The organism is Pseudomonas sp. F3-2 (assembly GCF_038804275.1).
Lineage (GTDB): Bacteria > Pseudomonadota > Gammaproteobacteria > Pseudomonadales > Pseudomonadaceae > Aquipseudomonas.
The window spans coordinates 1,981,622-1,996,589 of the sequence record NZ_CP152388.1; the positions used below are offsets into that span (position 1 = coordinate 1,981,622).

Consider the following 14,968-nt stretch of genomic DNA (forward strand, 5'->3'; position numbering starts at 1 on the left):
ACCTTCAGATGCGGTGCTTCGGAAAACGCACCGTCCAGCTTTGGCCCGGTCCCGCAACAAGCGGGGCGTCACCCTCTCAGCAGCGGCAGATCTGCGCGACTTGCGCCATCATCTGACTTCTGCGCAAACGATTGCGACCACCGGTTGTCTGTATTGACCAGCGGTCCCAACCTCTCTGAATCAGCGTTCCGAGCGGGCCAGACAGCGATGTCTGGCCGTTTTTGTCTGCGGGTGGCCATTGCCCTGCAAAATAGAGGTTGAATAGTCACAGAAAATGTTATTTAAATAACAAAAATAATAACGCCACGGCCGTTCACTCCTGGAAACGCCGCGCGTGAACAAGGTAAATACACACATGAACAAGATCGCGGTCATCGGCAGCAACATGGTGGATTTGATCACCTACATCGACCGGATGCCGGCGCAAGGTGAAACCCTCGAAGCGCCGAATTTCGCCATGGGTTGCGGCGGCAAAGGGGCCAACCAGGCCGTCGCGGCCGCCAAACTGGGCGCCGACGTACTGATGCTGAGCAAGGTCGGCGATGACATGTTCGCTGACAACACGTTGGCCAACTTCAAGCGTTTCGGCATCGACACTCAGTTCGTACAGCGGGTGCCGGACGTTTCCAGTGGCGTGGCGCCCATCTTCGTGCAGAGCGATTCGCACAACAGCATCCTCATCGTCAAAGGCGCCAACGCCCACCTCAAACCCGCTGACATCGACGCTGCCCAGGCCGCCTTGCGCGACTGCAAGCTGATCGTTCTGCAGCTGGAAATCGAGCTGGAAACCGTCTACTACGCCATCGATTTCGCCAAAGCCAACGGCATTCCGGTTCTGCTCAATCCGGCGCCCGCCGTCAAAGGCCTCAGCCGCGCGCATCTGGCACAGCTCGACTTCTTCATTCCCAACGAAACCGAGCTGGCGCTGATCACCGGCCACGTCGTCGATTCGCTGGAGTCCGCCCGTTCCGCGGCGCTGCAATTGGTCCAGGACGGTATTCGCCACGTGATCGTGACCCTCGGTGAAAAAGGCGCGCTGTACGTGGGCGAGGAGGGTGAGTTTCGCGTCGACGGCATCAAGGTCGATGCCCGCGACACCACGGGAGCCGGAGATGCCTTCATCGGTTGCTTCGCCCGTCACTGGAGCGAAAACGGTGACATGCGGCACGCCATGACCCAGGCAGTTGCCTACTCCGCCTGCTCGGTCACAGGTTTCGGCACACAAAGTTCCTACCCGGACGCTGCCTCGTTCGGGCGCTTTCTCGACACGCTGTAAATCACTCAAGCACTGCCTCGCCTGACCGGCCGGCTTGATCGGCGTGGCGGCGCAGGTTCGCACTTCACGGAGAACAACAATGACAAAGCCTGCGCTCCAACAATCCCCGGACGGGTTCTACCTGAACCGCACGCCCTGGTTTGCCTTCCTGCTGCTGTGCTGTTGCTTCGCCCTCTGGGCGGCCGCCGCGAGCATGAACGATGTGCTCATCGCCCACTTCAAGAAAGCGTTTCTGCTGAGTGATTTCCAGACGGCCTTCGTGCAGTCGGCGTTCTATCTGGGCTACTTCTTCGTGGCGATTCCGGCGGCCATGGTCGTCAGACGTTTCAGCTACAAGACCACCATCCTCATCGGCCTGTTGCTGTACATGGTGGGCTGCTCGCTGTTTTTCCCGGCGGCGTCCATGGCCAAGTACGGGATGTTTCTGATGGCGCTGTTCGTCATCGCCGCCGGCCTGTCGTTTCTTGAAACCGCCTGCAACACCTACTCGACGCTGATGGGACCTCGCGAAACCGGCACCCGTCGGCTGAATATCTCGCAGACCTTCCACCCGTTCGGCGCGATGGCCGGTGTCTATGTCGGCAGCTTCGTGATGTTCAAGGACACCGACGCCACCCGCGAACAGTTGACCCAGATGAGCGCCTCCGAAGCTGCGCTTCAGCAACTGGACATGATCCAGTCCACGCTGTTGCCGTACAAATGGATGATCGCGGTGCTGATCCTGATGTTCGTGCTGATTGCGTTCACCCGATTCCCGGCCTGCAAGGGCAATATCAAAGACGTCGCGAAAAAGAGCAGCATCGGCCAGAGCCTTTCTCGCCTGTGGCGCAATCCGCGCTTTACCTTCGGCGTGCTGGCGCAGTTCCTTTACGTCGGCGCGCAAGTGGGCGTGTGGAGTTTCACCATCCGCCTGGCGATGCAGATGGGCGGGATGAACGAGCGCAGCGCGTCGTGGTTCCTGCTGACCACCTTTGCCGCCTACTTCGTCGGCAAGATGATCGCCAACCTGCTGATGCGCAAACTGCACCCGGCCAAGGTGCTGGCCATTTACGGCGTGCTGACCATCGTGCTGCTGGCGTACACCATTCTGGTGCCGAACATCAGTGCGGTGTATGCGGCGGTGGGTGTGAGCATTTTCCTCGGTCCATGCTGGCCGACCATCTACGGCCTGACCATCGATGGCTTGGGCGAAGACACCGGTGTGGGCGGTTCTTTGCTGGTCATGAGCATTGTCGGCGGTGGTGTGATGCCGATTTTCCAGGGCCTGCTGTCCGACGCCACTCACGGCAACATGCAGATCGCCTACAGCGTGCCGCTGCTGTGCTTCGTGGTCATTGTTGCGTACGCCATCAAATGCATGCGTGACCCGCAACGCGAAACGGCGCCGGCCGGCGCGGTGACTGCATCATGACAGCCATCGACAAGCGCACGACGATCCCGCTGTTTCCCGAGCTGTTCACCGGGGATGAAAAGACCCTGCTGGAGTCCGCCGATTTTCGCGTCCTGGCCTGGACCTACCCCAGCGGCGTGAAGGCCCTGGCGCTGGAGAACAATCGCGGTCGGGTGGTGGTGCTGCCTTATCAGGGCCAGATGATCTGGTCGGCGGTGTTCGACGGCTGCGACCTGACCATGCGCAACATGTTCGATCAGCCACGGCCAAGTCCGACGGTCATTGGCACCTACGGCTGTTTCATGTTTCACAGCGGCCTCTTGCGCAACGGCTGTCCGACACCCGATGACGATCATCCGTTGCATGGCGAAATGGCTTGCGCGCCGATGGACAGCGCCTGGCTCGAGATCGGAGAGGACGCAGAAGGGGCTGTGTTGCGGATAGGCGGTGAGTACGAGTACGTGATGGGCTTCGGCGATCATTATCGCGCGCGGCCCAGCGTTACCCTGCGCGCGGGCTCGGCGCTGTTCGACATCGGCATGGACGTGCGCAACCTGGCCGGCAAGCCGATGGAGCTCATGTACATGGCGCACATGAATTATGCCTACGTCGAGAGTGGGCGTTTCGTCGAACCTCTGGGCGTTGAGCGTACGCGGGTGCGCAGCAGCGTGCCCGCCCACGTGAAGCCGACGCCGGCGTGGTCAGCCTACATGGCCGAGCTGAGCGAGGACCCGTCACGTCTGCAAACGCTGGACACGCCCGGGCTGTACGACCCGGAGATCGTCTGTTTCTTCGACGGCGTGAAGGCGGATGCGAAGGGCGACGCGCATTTCCTGCTCAAGCACGCTGACGGTCCGGCGTTCTACACCCGCTACCAGCCGGACCAGTTCAACCATGCCGCACGCTGGATTCTGCACAACGCCGATCAGCAGGTCGCCGCCTTCATCCTGCCCGCGACCTGCGAGCCGGAAGGGTACCTGGCCGAGAAAGCCAAGGGTAACGTCAGGCTGCTCGCAGCGGGGGAAAGTGCGTCGTTCAGTGTGAGAACAGGCTATCTGGCCGCCGGGGAAGTGCAACGGATCGAGGGCGGTTTGAAACGCTGAGGACGCCTTCCCGGCTAAAGCCGGTCCTACGAAAAGCTTGCAGGGTCTGTAGGACCGGCTTTAGCCGGGAAGAGGCCAGTATCGCCGCCGAAGATGCAGCGGCCGAAATGCAGCCTCGCGAGCAAGCTCGCTCCTACGGGTTTTGCGGATGTCCGGAAATCGGCAGCGCTGCAAAGCCCGGTGGGAGTGAGCTTGCTCACGAAGAGGCCAGTATCGCCGCCGAAGATGCAGCGGCTGAAACGCAGCCTTCGCGAGCAAGCTCGCTCCTGCAGGTTTTGCGGATGCCCGGAAATCGGCAGCGCTGCAAAGCCCGGTGGGAGTGAGCTTGCTCACGAAGAGGCCAGTATCGCCGCCGAAGATGCAGCGGCCGAAATGCAGCCTTCGCGAGCAAGCTCGCTCCTACAGGTTTTGCGGATGCCCGGAAATCGGCAGCGCTGCAAAGCCCGGTGGGAGTGAGCTTGCTCACGAAGAGGCCAGTATCGCCGACGAAGATGCAGCGGCCGAAACGCAGCCTTCGCGAGCAAGCTCGCTCCTACAGGTTTTGCGGATGCCCGGAAATCGGCAGCGCTGCAAAGCCCGGTGGGAGTGAGCTTGCTCACGAAGAGGCCAGTACCGCCGCCGAGATGCAGCGGCCGAAACGCAGCCTTCGCGAGCAAGCTCGCTCCTACAGGTTTTGCGGATGCCCGGAAATCGGCAGCGCTGCAAAGCCCGGTGGGAGTGAGCTTGCTCACGAAGAGGCCAGTATCGCCGACGAAGATGCAGCGGCTGAAACGCAGCCTTCGCGAGCAAGCTCGCTCCTACAGGTTTTGCGGATGCCCGGAAATCGGCAGCGCGGTCACATCACCAATTGCGCGCCGTATCCCTGAATCAGATCGCGATACGGTTTGGGCAGTTTTTTGTCGGTCACCACCACATGGAAGTTGTCCAGCGTCGCGAAATGCGCGGTGCGCACGGCATCGAACTTGGAGTGGTCGGCCAGCAGCATGCAGTGCCGGGCCTGGCGCAGCACCTTCTGTTTCACCTCGACCTCGTTGAAGTTGAAACACGTGACGCCGAATTCGTCACTGACGCCGGCGGCGGAAACGAACGCCCACGTCAGACGGATCCCGTCCAGAATGGTGGCCTCGCTGTGGTGCTCGAATACCTGGTTCTTGCGATGAAAGGTTCCGCCGCAAAGCACGATGCTGCAGTTGGGTTTCTGCTGCAACTTGAGCAGGACATTGAGCGAGTTGCACACCGCGGTGAATTCGAGCGCTTCGGGAATGAAGTCGATGACAAATGGAATCGTCGTCCCGCAATCGAAAAACACCGTGTCGCCCGGCTTGATGAACGCGGCGGCCAGCTTGCCGATGCGACGCTTTTCTTCGACATGGCGGGTGCCTTGCTCGGTGACTTTGTAATCACTGGCCTCGGACGGGTCGAACGCCAGCGTGATGTGGCCGCCGAGCAAATGAAATTTTTCGGGATGACGGCCCAGATCGCGACGCAGGGTCATCTCCGAGACGTCCAGCAAGGCCGCCATTTCGCGCAGGTGAATGGCCTTCTGGTCTTGCAGGGCCTGCTGGATCAACTTGATGCGGTCGGATTTTTTACTGTCCACGGGCGTTCCGGCTGTCAATTGAATGTGGTAAAAAAGTAACATTTACTGTTATATATACAACATAAGCGAAGGCATGTGTTCCCATGCCCATCGCCCGTCTCAGATTCTCTATCAGGAATGACCCGTCATGAAGATCGAACCCGCAGCACTTGCGCAGTATATAGACCATACGTTGCTGGCCGCTGACGCGACGCGCGAGCAGATCGCAACATTGTGCCGCGAAGCGCAAGAACACGGATTCTATTCGGTGTGCGTCAACTCGGGCTACGTGCCGTATGCCGCTTCGCTGCTGAGCGGGCAACCGGTCAAAGTGTGTGCCGTCGTTGGCTTCCCGCTGGGCGCCGGCCTGAGTGACACCAAGGCATTCGAGGCGCAGCAGGCGATTGCCGCCGGCGCTGGCGAGATCGACATGGTGCTCAACATCGGCGCGTTGAAAGACGGTCTGTTCGACGCTGTGCATGACGACATTGCGGCCGTCAGAAAGGCCTGTGGTGACGTGCCGCTGAAGGTGATTCTGGAAACCTGCCTGCTCGATGACGCGCAGAAAACCCGCGCCTGCGAAATCTGCCGCGAACTCGACGTGGCGTTCGTCAAGACCTCCACCGGCTTCAGCCGCAGCGGCGCCACACTAGAAGACGTCGCGTTGATGCGCAAGGTGGTCGGAGCCGGTGTGGGCGTGAAAGCCTCCGGCGGCGTGCGCGATTACGCCACGGCCGTCGCGATGATCGAAGCAGGAGCAACGCGCCTGGGCACCAGTTCCGGTATCGCCATCGTCAGCGGCGCCCCGGCGTCTGGTTCGGGTTACTGATCAGATCTGCCGAAGCTCGACCGGTCTTTCACAATTCTCACTGCAGGAATGAATTCATTCGCGATAAATGGGGCAGGCAAGAGGAGGCGTGTCGGCTGGCCTTGCCTATTCACGAATAAATTCGCTCCTGCAGGAGGCTGCACGCATCCCTTCCGGCAAACGGCACTGACCTGTGCGGGCAATGAATGGCAAACTGCCGGGGTATATTCATTTCAGCCCGGACACGCCCATGCCGCAACTCTCCCTCGCGCAATTCAAGGCTCGCTGGTTTTTCTGGCTGTGCATGGTGCTGATCGTGGTCGGTGTTCCGGTCGGTTGTTCGGCACTGCAGCACAAAGAGCGTGAGCTGGTGTTCATGATCGAGCCGGGGACGGCGAGTTGGTATCACGGCATTCCGGCAGATGTGCAGGAGCTGGAGCTCAAGGCGCCGTCGTTCGGTGTTTCGCAGAATATCCACGCATGGTGGTGGCTGGCGGACAAAAAGGACGCGCCTGCGGTGTTGTACCTGCACGGCTCGCGCTGGAACCTGACCGGGCAGTTCTTTCGCATCGAACAACTGCATGCGCTGGGGTTTTCGGTGTTGGCGATCGACTATCGCGGCTTTGGTCAGAGCAAGGGCCAATTGCCGTCGGAAGCTTCGGTGTACGAAGACGCCCGGATCGCCTGGGAACGTCTGAAACAGCTTCAACCCGACCCGCAAAAGCGCCTGATCTATGGCCATTCTCTGGGCGGCGCGGTGGCGGTCGACCTCGCCGCCGAGTTGGGTCGTGACGCACAGAAGGGGGACGAGCCGATCCAGGCCCGTGGCCTGATCATCGAATCCACGTTCACCAACCTTGCCGACGTTGCATCGTCCGTCGCCAGCACCCGTACATCGCTGCCGGTGCGCTGGCTGGTGTCGCAGAAATTCGACTCCATCGACAAGATCGCCGACATTCACATGCCTGTGCTGATCGTCCACGGCACGGCTGACCAGTTCGTCGCGCCGCGATTCAGCCAGGAATTGTTTCAGGCCGCGCAAGAGCCGAAGAACCTGCTGATGGTGCCCGGCGGCAACCACAACAACAGCATGAACATTGGCCGACAGGCTTACAGCCAGGCAATTCAGGCGTTGCTCAAGGAGCGGGCGCCAGCGGTGCATGCTGCGAATGCGACTGCCGACCCGGTCAAACAGCCGGGTTGAACGCAGGCGCAAGTTTTAACGCCGCTTCCCGGTCAACGGCCGGCGGACGAGCATTCACAACGGCGTGTTCAGATGGTATCTGTGTGCGCCTGCCCACCTTCGCTGACGAGCTTTCGACCATGGACAAGTACTCAAACGGAGAAGCCCACCTGACCCATTCCGATCGCGATTGGGTCATGCGCGCCGCGCCGTTGCCGCAGATGGAGCGGATCGAAGCGTACTTCCACGCTCATGGCTTCGAGATGCACCGGCACGACACCTACGCCATCGGCCACACGTTGTCGGGGGTGCAAAGTTTTCGCTACGGCAAGGAGATGGTCAACAACCTGCCGGGGCAGACCATGGTCCTGCATCCCGATGAGCCCCACGATGGACATGCGGGCACCGAGGACGGGTTTCGCTATCGGATGTTCTACCTTGAACCGGCGATGATTCAGCAGGTGCTCGGGGGCAAGCCGCTGCCATTCATCAAGGGCGGTGTGTCGGGCGATCCGCGTTTGTTCAAGGCGACCCAGGCGTTGCTGCAAGATTTGCAGAACCCCCTCGATCCGCTTGAGTTGGATGACGCAGTCTTTGACATCGCCGTGGCGCTGCAGGACGCCGCCGGCGTGCGCAAAGGGCGGCAGCGCGTCGATTACGTCAGCGCCGAACGCGCACGGGAATTGCTGATGGCCAGCCTGGAGCAGGGCGTGAGTCTGGATGAACTGGAGCAGGCCAGCGATACCGACCGTTGGCGCCTGTCGCGGGACTTTCGCGCTTTGTTCGGCACCAGTCCGCATCGGTACCTCACCCTCAGGCGTCTGGATCTGGTGCGCCATTCGATTTCCCTTGGCGTGTCGCTGACCGACGCTTCGGTCATGGCCGGTTTCTCCGATCAGAGCCACATGACCCGACACTTCGTGAAAACCTTCGGTTACCCGCCGGGGCGCTGGTTGAAAATGTTGGGGGTTCGCCAATCAATCCCTGCACCCCGCGCGACCTAGAGGAACCGGCTTGAACCAGGAAAGCGTCAGGTGTCGGGCCGCAAACTGATGGTGTACAAACCGGCCTGTTCCCGGCTGAAGCCGGTCCTACGGATCCGTCGCGCGATCTGGTAGGACTGGCTTTAGCCAGGAACGCGTCAGGCGTTACGCCGCAAAAGGTGATGTGGACACAAGGGCCTGTTCCCGGCTAAAGCCGGTCCTACGAACAATCGCGCACAGCCGGGCCATCGTGCAATAACGTACAAGACCTGCAGGCACGTGGTGCCCTAATTTGCCGGCTCCCCGAACCCTTGCGGAGCCACCTCGATGTCCACCTCTCAGCCCACGTACAGCCCCGTCAATTTTGCCCACAAATACAGCCTCTTCACCGAACAATGGCAGCCCAAGGTCGTCGCGCAGATGAACGACTACCAGTTCAAGCTGGCTCGACTGGAAGGGGATTTTCTCTGGCACAGCCATGCCGACACCGACGAAACGTTCATCGTGCTCGAGGGCTGCCTGCGCATCGATTTTCGCGACGGCTTCGTCGAGCTCAACGCGGGCGAGTTGTACGTCGTGCCCAAGGGCGTGGAGCACAAGCCCTTCGCCGCACAGGAAGTGAAGCTGATGCTGATCGAGCCCAGCGGGGTGATCAACACCGGCGACGACACTAATGAGCGCACTGCGCAGAATGATGTCTGGATCTGAGCCGTTGAGGCACACCGCCGCGCGGGCAGCCTCGGACGGCAGCACGGACCGCAGGTTTCTCTAGCCAGGCATCAACACCGCAATCAACGCCCTGACCACACCGGGCAGGGCGTCGAGTTCCCTCACCAGAATGCTGCGCTCACGCACCGCCCACGGTTCGTCCAGCTCGATGGTTTTGAGTTTCATCGTCCGGCTGTGTCGCACTGCGGCGGATTCGGGAATGATGCCGATGCCGACGCCGGCCTCGACCATCCGGCAGATCGCCTCGAAGCTCGACACCTGAATCCGCAGCGACAGATGTTGCCCGAGCCGCTCGACGTGATCGCGCAGGAAGCTGAGCAGCGTGCTGCCCTCGTGCAGACCGATGTGCTGAAACGCCAGGGTCTGCTTGAGCGTGACCTTCTTCTGCATGGCCAGTTCGTGACCTTCCGGGACTGTCAGTACCAGCCGGTCGGTGCTGAAGTGGATCACCTGCAATCCGGCCGCCTCGACAGGCCCGGCGATGATGCCCATGTCGGTGCTGCCATCCAGTACGCCGCGCACGATGTCCCGCGACAGGCGCTCTTGCAGGTCGACCGTCACGCCCGGCCGCTGCGCCAGAAAGCCCGCCAGCACTTCAGGCAGGAATTCGGTGACTGCGGTGGTGTTGGCGAAAATGCGGATGTGCCCGGCCGAATCGGTCCCGTAGCTGGTGAATTCGCTCTTCAGGTAATCCACCTGGCTCATGATCAGGCGCGCATGTTTGAGCAGGCGCTGACCGGCCGGGGTCAGCTCGACGCCGCGGCTGTCGCGGTACAGCAACCGGGTGTCGAGCTGGCTTTCGAGGGCCTTGATCCGCGCGCTGGCGGCAGCCGGAGAAAGAAAGGCGCGGCGGGCGCCCTGAGTCAGGCTCGGCGATTCACCGATATGAATGAAGAGGCGCAAGTCAGCCAGGTCGAAGTGCATGGTTGTGTCCGGACGTTGCAAGAGCGTTCAGCATACATGAACGCCGGCTTACGCAAATGCAAATTCACAGAATGCCAAGCCAATCCCATGATCTGCACATAACAACAAACGCAGAGGGTTCTCGCCAATGAGTGCTTCAGATTCGCCAGTGGATTTCAGTGCCTGGACAGGACGAACCGAAGAGGCTCACGACCACTTGAGCCATACCCTGATCAAGCGCATTGCGGCCACCTTCGGCGAGCCCACGCCGGCCAATGGCGACCCGTTGCCAGCCTTGTGGCAGTGGTGTTTTTTTCAGGAACCGGTGTTCGAATCGCAACTGGGCGCCGACGGCCATCCAGCCCGTGGCGGTTTTTTGCCTCCCGCCGACAACCGCAACCGGATGTGGGCGGGCGGTCGGGTGGAGTTCATCCAGCCCCTGAAAGTGGGTGCTGACGCCCATCGCCTGTCGACCATTGTGCACATCGAAGAAAAACACGGCCGCACCGGTGCGCTGCTGTTCGTCACGCTGCGTCACGACTATTCCCAGAATGGCCAGCTGTGCGTACGTGAAGAGCAGGACATCGTCTACCGCGAGCCCAATCCGCCCAAGCTCAGCAGCGGCGAAGCGCCTGCGCCGGGCGACTGGAGCGAAACCGTCGAGCCGACCCCGACGTTGCTGTTCCGCTACTCGGCCGTGACCTTCAACGGCCATCGCATTCACTACGACTATCCCTACGTCACCGAAACCGAAGGCTACCCGGGCCTGGTGGTGCACGGTCCGATGATCGCCACCCTTAACCTGCGTGCATTCATGCGCGCCCATCCCGAGAAACGCGTGCGGCACTTCGCCTATCGCGGCGTGCGTCCGCTGAACGTGCCGACGCCGTTCCGGGTCGGTGGCCGGATTGTCGAGCCGGGCAAGGCGCAGCTGTGGGCGGGCAACGATGCCGGCGTGGCGCAGAGCGCTGAAGTCAGCTTCGACTGACGCCTTCTTCTTTTATATAGCCAGGCCGGGGCATCGCCGCCGAGCCGCTGGTTGCGAGCAGACATGATGAATCCATACGAAAACGAAGACCTCAATGCCATCCGCGAAGGCGTGCGCGCGCTGTGTGCCGAATTCCCGGCCGAATACTGGCGCAAGATCGATGAAGAGAAAGGCTTCCCGGAAGCCTTCGTCAAGGCGCTGACCGAGGCCGGCTGGCTGTCGGCGATGATTCCGGAACAATACGGCGGCTCCGGCCTGGGCCTGGCCGAGGCGTCGCTGATTCTCGAAGAGGTGAATGCCTGCGGTGGCAACTCAGGCACCGTGCACGGCCAGATGTACAACATGTTCACGTTGCTGCGCCACGGCAGCGAAGCGCAGAAAAGCTACTACCTGCCCAAGCTGGCCAGCGGCGAACTGCGCCTGCAATCGATGGGCGTGACCGAACCGACCACGGGCACCGACACCACCAAGATCAAGACCACCGCCGTGAAGCAGGGCGACAAGTACGTCATCAACGGGCAGAAGGTCTGGATCTCGCGCATCCAGCATTCGGACCTGATGATTCTGCTGGCGCGCACGACGCCATTGGCCGACGTGAAGAAAAAGTCCGAGGGCATGTCGATCTTCCTCGTCGACCTGCGCGAAGCCATCGGCAAGGGCCTCACCGTTCAGCCGATCGCCAACATGGTCAACCATGAAACCAACGAGCTGTTTTTCGACAACCTCGAATTGCCCGCCGACAGCCTGATCGGCGAGGAGGGCAAGGGTTTCAAATACATCCTCGACGGGCTCAACGCCGAGCGCACGCTGATCGCTGCCGAGTGCATCGGCGACGGCCGCTGGTTCACCGAGAAGTCGGCTGCGTATGCCCGCGACCGCGTGGTATTCGGACGTCCGATCGGGCAGAACCAAGGCGTGCAATTCCCGATTGCCGAGGCGCACATCGAAATCGAGGCTGCGGACCTGATGCGCTGGCGTGCCTGCGAGGAATACGACAGCGGCAAGAATGCCGGGGCCGCGGCCAACATGGCCAAGTACCTGGCCGCCAAGGCTTCCTGGGAAGCCGCGAATGCATGCCTGCAGACTCATGGCGGCTTCGGCTTCGCCTGCGAATACGACGTCGAGCGCAAATTCCGCGAGACGCGTCTGTACCAGGTCGCGCCGATCTCCACCAACCTGATTCTTTCCTACGTCGCCGAGCATCTGCTCGAACTGCCACGCAGCTTCTGAGGACATCCCGATGAGTCATACCCAGGCATTGGCGGGCTTTCTCGCCGAGCTGACATACGAGCAGATCCCGGGCCACGTGCTCGACCGCACCGAAGACCTGTTTCTGGACTGGATCGGCTCGGCACTGGCCAGCCAGGGCGCCCGACCGATTCCGCTGTTCGAGCGTTATGCCGAGCGCATGGGCCCGGCCGAGGGCGCCTCCAGGATCCTGGTCAACGGCCGCGGTACGTCGGCGTATTTCGCTGCACTGGTCAACGGCGCTTCCTCGCACCTGGTCGAGCAGGATGACCTGCACAACAGTTCGGTGCTGCACCCGGCGACCGTGGTGTTTTCTGCCGCGCTGGCGGCGGCGCAGGATTTGCGCAAGTCGGGGCAGGACTTGTTGCTGGCGTCGGTGGCGGGGTATGAGGCCGGCATTCGTATCGGCGAGTTCATGGGCCGCTCGCACTACCGCATCTTCCACACCACGGCCACGGTGGGCACGCTTGCCGCCGCCGTTGCGGTGGGCAAGCTGCTGAACTTCAGCCAGGAGCAGTTCATCAACCTCTTTGGCAGCGCCGGCACTCAGGCCGCGGGTCTTTGGGAGTTCTTGCGGGACGCTGCTGACTCCAAACAGCTGCACACCGCCAAAGCCGCTGCCGATGGCTTGCTTGCCGCGTACATGACCGCAGACGGTCTGACCGGTGCGCGCAATATTCTGGAGGGCGATCAGGGCATGGCCGCCGGGATGTCGAGCGACAGTGATCCTGCGAAGTTGTCCGATCGTCTGGGTTCGCGCTGGGCGTTGGTCGAGACCTCGTTCAAGTTCCACGCCTCCTGCCGCCACACCCATCCGGCTGCCGATGCGTTGTTGCACCTGATGCAACGCGAAGGCCTGCGCCACGACCAGATTGCCAAAGTGGTCACGCGGGTTCATCAGGGGGCGATCGATGTGCTGGGTCGAGTCGACGTGCCGCAGACGGTGCATCAGGCCAAGTTCTCGATGGGCGCCGTGTTGGGCTTGATCGCCGTGCACGGCAGCGCGCAGTTGATCGAATTCCGCGATCGGGCGCTGACCGATACGGACGTAGCCGCGTTCCGCGAAAAGGTCACGATGGAACTGGACGCCGAGGTCGACGGTGCCTACCCGGCGCGCTGGCTGGGTCGGGTGATCGTGACCACCACCGACGGCCGCACCCTGACCGCTGCGATCGACGAGCCGAAGGGCGACCCGGGCAACACCCTGTCGCGCCCCGAGCTGGAAGACAAGGTGCAGCGCCTGCTGGCGTTCTCCGGCGCCCGCACGGCGGAGCAGGGCAAGGCCTTGATAGAACGCATCTGGCACCTGCGCGATGCGCTGGATCTGGCGGATTTGATTTAAGACATTGGCCTGATCGTTCCCACGCTCTGCGTGGTAACGCCGCCCCCGACGCTCGGCGTCCAAGGCAGTGACGCAGAACGTCACGGGATGCATGCCCACGCAGAGCGTGGGAACGATCAGACTGTGCAAGAGGTTAATGAACATGACTCAACACAATCCCCGTCCGCTGGACGGCATCACCGTGATCAGCCTGGAGCACGCCATCGCGGCGCCGTTCTGCACGCGACAGCTGGCCGATCTCGGCGCCCGCGTGATCAAGGTCGAGCGCCCTGGCGTTGGCGATTTCGCACGTGGTTACGACCAGCGCGTCGACGGTCTGGCGTCGCATTTCGTCTGGACCAACCGCTCCAAGGAGAGCCTGACGCTGGACCTGAAGCAGGACGAAGCCGGTGACATCCTCGAATCGCTGCTGGGTCAGGCCGACGTGCTGGTGCAAAACCTCGCGCCCGGTGCCGCAGCGCGCATGGGCCTGTCTTTCGAGGCGCTGCATGAACGTTTCCCGCGGCTGATCGTGTGTGACATTTCCGGCTATGGCGAAGGCGGCCCGTACGAAAAGAAGAAAGCCTATGACTTGCTGATTCAGAGCGAGGGCGGCTTCCTGTCGGTGACCGGCGGTCCCGGCGAAAACGAAATGGCCAAGGCCGGTTGCTCCATCGCCGACATCGCTGCAGGCATGTACGCGTACACCGGCATCCTCTCGGCGTTGTTGCTGCGGGATAAGACCGGCGAAGGCAGTCGCATCGACGTGAGCATGCTCGAAAGCCTGGTGGAGTGGATGGGTTATCCGATGTATTACGCCTACAACGGCGCACCGCAACCGCCGCGCGCCGGGGCGTCGCACTCAACGATCTACCCGTACGGGCCGTTCCCGACGGGCGGTGGCGGCACCATCATGCTCGGACTGCAGAACGAGCGAGAGTGGGCGTTGTTCTGCGAGAAAGTGCTGCTGAACAAGGCGCTGGCGACCGACGAGCGATTCTCGGCAAACTTCAAGCGCTCGGAAAACCGCGACGTACTGCGCCAGATCATCGTCGAGGGGTTCGCCGCGCTGAGCGTCGATGAAGTGGTGGCGCGCCTGGAAGACGCGCAGATCGCCAATGCCCGGGTCAACGACATGCATGGCGTCTGGGAGCATCCGCAGCTCAAGGCGCGAGACAGCTGGCGCGAAGTGGACAGCCCGTCCGGGCCGCTGCCGTCATTGCTGCCACCGGGTCGCAACGCGGCGTTCACCCCGCGCATGGATGGCGTGCCGGGGTTGGGCCAGCACACGGGCAGCATTCTGGACGAGCTGGGTTTCAGCGCCGAGGAACAGGCGCGGATGACTGCGGCCGGGGTGGTCTAGCCGACTCGCACATTCACCGCAGGCGCTGCCGGGGAGGCGCTCCACCTTGTCCCGCGATCTGTCGCGCAGCGGCAGCTCATGGGACAAACCACGC

At 61.9% G+C, this 14,968-nt stretch carries 13 protein-coding genes; 11 read left to right on the forward strand and 2 right to left on the reverse strand.

What is annotated here, in order from left to right; genetic code table 11:
* The first annotated feature begins 355 nt into the window (after positions 1-355).
* From rbsK to AAGQ88_RS09095, 3 genes are all read left to right on the forward strand, one after another.
* On the forward strand, positions 356-1,276 hold the full coding sequence (gene rbsK / locus AAGQ88_RS09085) for a ribokinase (protein ID WP_285425690.1): 921 nt from the start codon (positions 356-358) through the stop codon (positions 1,274-1,276).
* A 79-nt stretch (positions 1,277-1,355) separates the two neighbouring features.
* The gene (gene fucP, locus AAGQ88_RS09090) at positions 1,356-2,687 is read left to right on the forward strand and encodes an L-fucose:H+ symporter permease (protein ID WP_285425689.1); all 1,332 of its coding nucleotides are present in this window, start codon (positions 1,356-1,358) and stop codon (positions 2,685-2,687) included.
* On the forward strand, positions 2,684-3,769 hold the full coding sequence (locus AAGQ88_RS09095) for an aldose 1-epimerase family protein (RefSeq protein WP_342655052.1): 1,086 nt from the start codon (positions 2,684-2,686) through the stop codon (positions 3,767-3,769). The genes fucP and AAGQ88_RS09095 overlap by 4 nt, the downstream gene beginning before the upstream one ends.
* Before the next feature lie 835 nt (positions 3,770-4,604).
* On the opposite strand, the gene deoR is transcribed toward AAGQ88_RS09095, so the two are convergent.
* The gene (gene deoR, locus AAGQ88_RS09100) at positions 4,605-5,369 is read right to left on the reverse strand and encodes a DNA-binding transcriptional repressor DeoR (RefSeq protein WP_093467267.1); all 765 of its coding nucleotides are present in this window, start codon (positions 5,367-5,369) and stop codon (positions 4,605-4,607) included.
* Positions 5,370-5,496: 127 nt separating this feature from the next.
* Here deoR and deoC point away from each other — a divergent pair, with 127 nt between their 5' ends.
* The 4 genes from deoC (at position 5,497) to AAGQ88_RS09120 (ending at position 9,030) form a co-directional block, all read left to right on the forward strand.
* A complete protein-coding gene (gene deoC / locus AAGQ88_RS09105; protein ID WP_342655053.1) occupies positions 5,497-6,177 on the forward strand; it encodes a deoxyribose-phosphate aldolase in 681 nt (226 codons plus the stop codon).
* A gap of 229 nt (positions 6,178-6,406) precedes the next feature.
* On the forward strand, positions 6,407-7,360 hold the full coding sequence (locus AAGQ88_RS09110; RefSeq protein ID WP_342655769.1) for an alpha/beta hydrolase: 954 nt from the start codon (positions 6,407-6,409) through the stop codon (positions 7,358-7,360).
* 176 nt (positions 7,361-7,536) lie between these two features.
* Complete coding sequence (locus AAGQ88_RS09115) at positions 7,537-8,343, forward strand: AraC family transcriptional regulator (protein WP_342655770.1); 807 nt, start codon at positions 7,537-7,539, stop codon at positions 8,341-8,343.
* A 306-nt stretch (positions 8,344-8,649) separates the two neighbouring features.
* Entirely contained in the window at positions 8,650-9,030 is a 381-nt protein-coding gene (locus AAGQ88_RS09120) for a cupin domain-containing protein (RefSeq protein WP_342655054.1), read from the forward strand.
* A 60-nt stretch (positions 9,031-9,090) separates the two neighbouring features.
* On the opposite strand, the gene AAGQ88_RS09125 is transcribed toward AAGQ88_RS09120, so the two are convergent.
* Positions 9,091-9,975: a LysR family transcriptional regulator gene (locus AAGQ88_RS09125; protein ID WP_093467298.1), complete on the reverse strand. Its 885-nt coding sequence runs from the start codon at positions 9,973-9,975 to the stop codon at positions 9,091-9,093.
* Between the two features lie 127 nt (positions 9,976-10,102).
* On the opposite strand from AAGQ88_RS09125, the gene AAGQ88_RS09130 reads away from it, so the two are divergent.
* The 4 genes from AAGQ88_RS09130 (at position 10,103) to AAGQ88_RS09145 (ending at position 14,874) form a co-directional block, all read left to right on the forward strand.
* Positions 10,103-10,942 (forward strand): MaoC family dehydratase N-terminal domain-containing protein, encoded by an 840-nt coding sequence (locus tag AAGQ88_RS09130; RefSeq protein WP_285425683.1) that lies wholly within the window; start codon positions 10,103-10,105, stop codon positions 10,940-10,942.
* 66 nt (positions 10,943-11,008) lie between these two features.
* A complete protein-coding gene (locus AAGQ88_RS09135) occupies positions 11,009-12,172 on the forward strand; it encodes an acyl-CoA dehydrogenase family protein (RefSeq protein WP_342655771.1) in 1,164 nt (387 codons plus the stop codon).
* Positions 12,173-12,182: 10 nt separating this feature from the next.
* Positions 12,183-13,532 (forward strand): MmgE/PrpD family protein, encoded by a 1,350-nt coding sequence (locus AAGQ88_RS09140; RefSeq protein WP_342655055.1) that lies wholly within the window; start codon positions 12,183-12,185, stop codon positions 13,530-13,532.
* Between the two features lie 142 nt (positions 13,533-13,674).
* Positions 13,675-14,874 carry a CaiB/BaiF CoA-transferase family protein gene (locus AAGQ88_RS09145; protein ID WP_342655056.1) on the forward strand — a complete coding sequence of 400 codons (1,200 nt, stop codon included), beginning with the start codon at positions 13,675-13,677 and terminating at the stop codon, positions 14,872-14,874.
* The last annotated feature ends 94 nt before the right edge of the window (positions 14,875-14,968 follow it).

What these genes read in the sequence shown, in the direction of transcription:
- AAGQ88_RS09120 (WP_342655054.1), top strand. Translation starts at nt 8,650, where the DNA reads ATGTCCACCTCTCAGCCCACGTACAGCCCCGTCAATTTTGCCCACAAA.
- AAGQ88_RS09130 (WP_285425683.1), top strand. Translation starts at nt 10,103, where the DNA reads ATGAGTGCTTCAGATTCGCCAGTGGATTTCAGTGCCTGGACAGGACGA.
- AAGQ88_RS09135 (WP_342655771.1), top strand. Translation starts at nt 11,009, where the DNA reads ATGAATCCATACGAAAACGAAGACCTCAATGCCATCCGCGAAGGCGTG.
- AAGQ88_RS09140 (WP_342655055.1), top strand. Translation starts at nt 12,183, where the DNA reads ATGAGTCATACCCAGGCATTGGCGGGCTTTCTCGCCGAGCTGACATAC.
- deoC (WP_342655053.1), top strand. Translation starts at nt 5,497, where the DNA reads ATGAAGATCGAACCCGCAGCACTTGCGCAGTATATAGACCATACGTTG.
- AAGQ88_RS09125 (WP_093467298.1), bottom strand. Translation starts at nt 9,975, where the DNA reads ATGCACTTCGACCTGGCTGACTTGCGCCTCTTCATTCATATCGGTGAA.
- fucP (WP_285425689.1), top strand. Translation starts at nt 1,356, where the DNA reads ATGACAAAGCCTGCGCTCCAACAATCCCCGGACGGGTTCTACCTGAAC.
- AAGQ88_RS09145 (WP_342655056.1), top strand. Translation starts at nt 13,675, where the DNA reads ATGACTCAACACAATCCCCGTCCGCTGGACGGCATCACCGTGATCAGC.
- AAGQ88_RS09110 (WP_342655769.1), top strand. Translation starts at nt 6,407, where the DNA reads ATGCCGCAACTCTCCCTCGCGCAATTCAAGGCTCGCTGGTTTTTCTGG.
- AAGQ88_RS09115 (WP_342655770.1), top strand. Translation starts at nt 7,537, where the DNA reads ATGCGCGCCGCGCCGTTGCCGCAGATGGAGCGGATCGAAGCGTACTTC.
- AAGQ88_RS09095 (WP_342655052.1), top strand. Translation starts at nt 2,684, where the DNA reads ATGACAGCCATCGACAAGCGCACGACGATCCCGCTGTTTCCCGAGCTG.
- rbsK (WP_285425690.1), top strand. Translation starts at nt 356, where the DNA reads ATGAACAAGATCGCGGTCATCGGCAGCAACATGGTGGATTTGATCACC.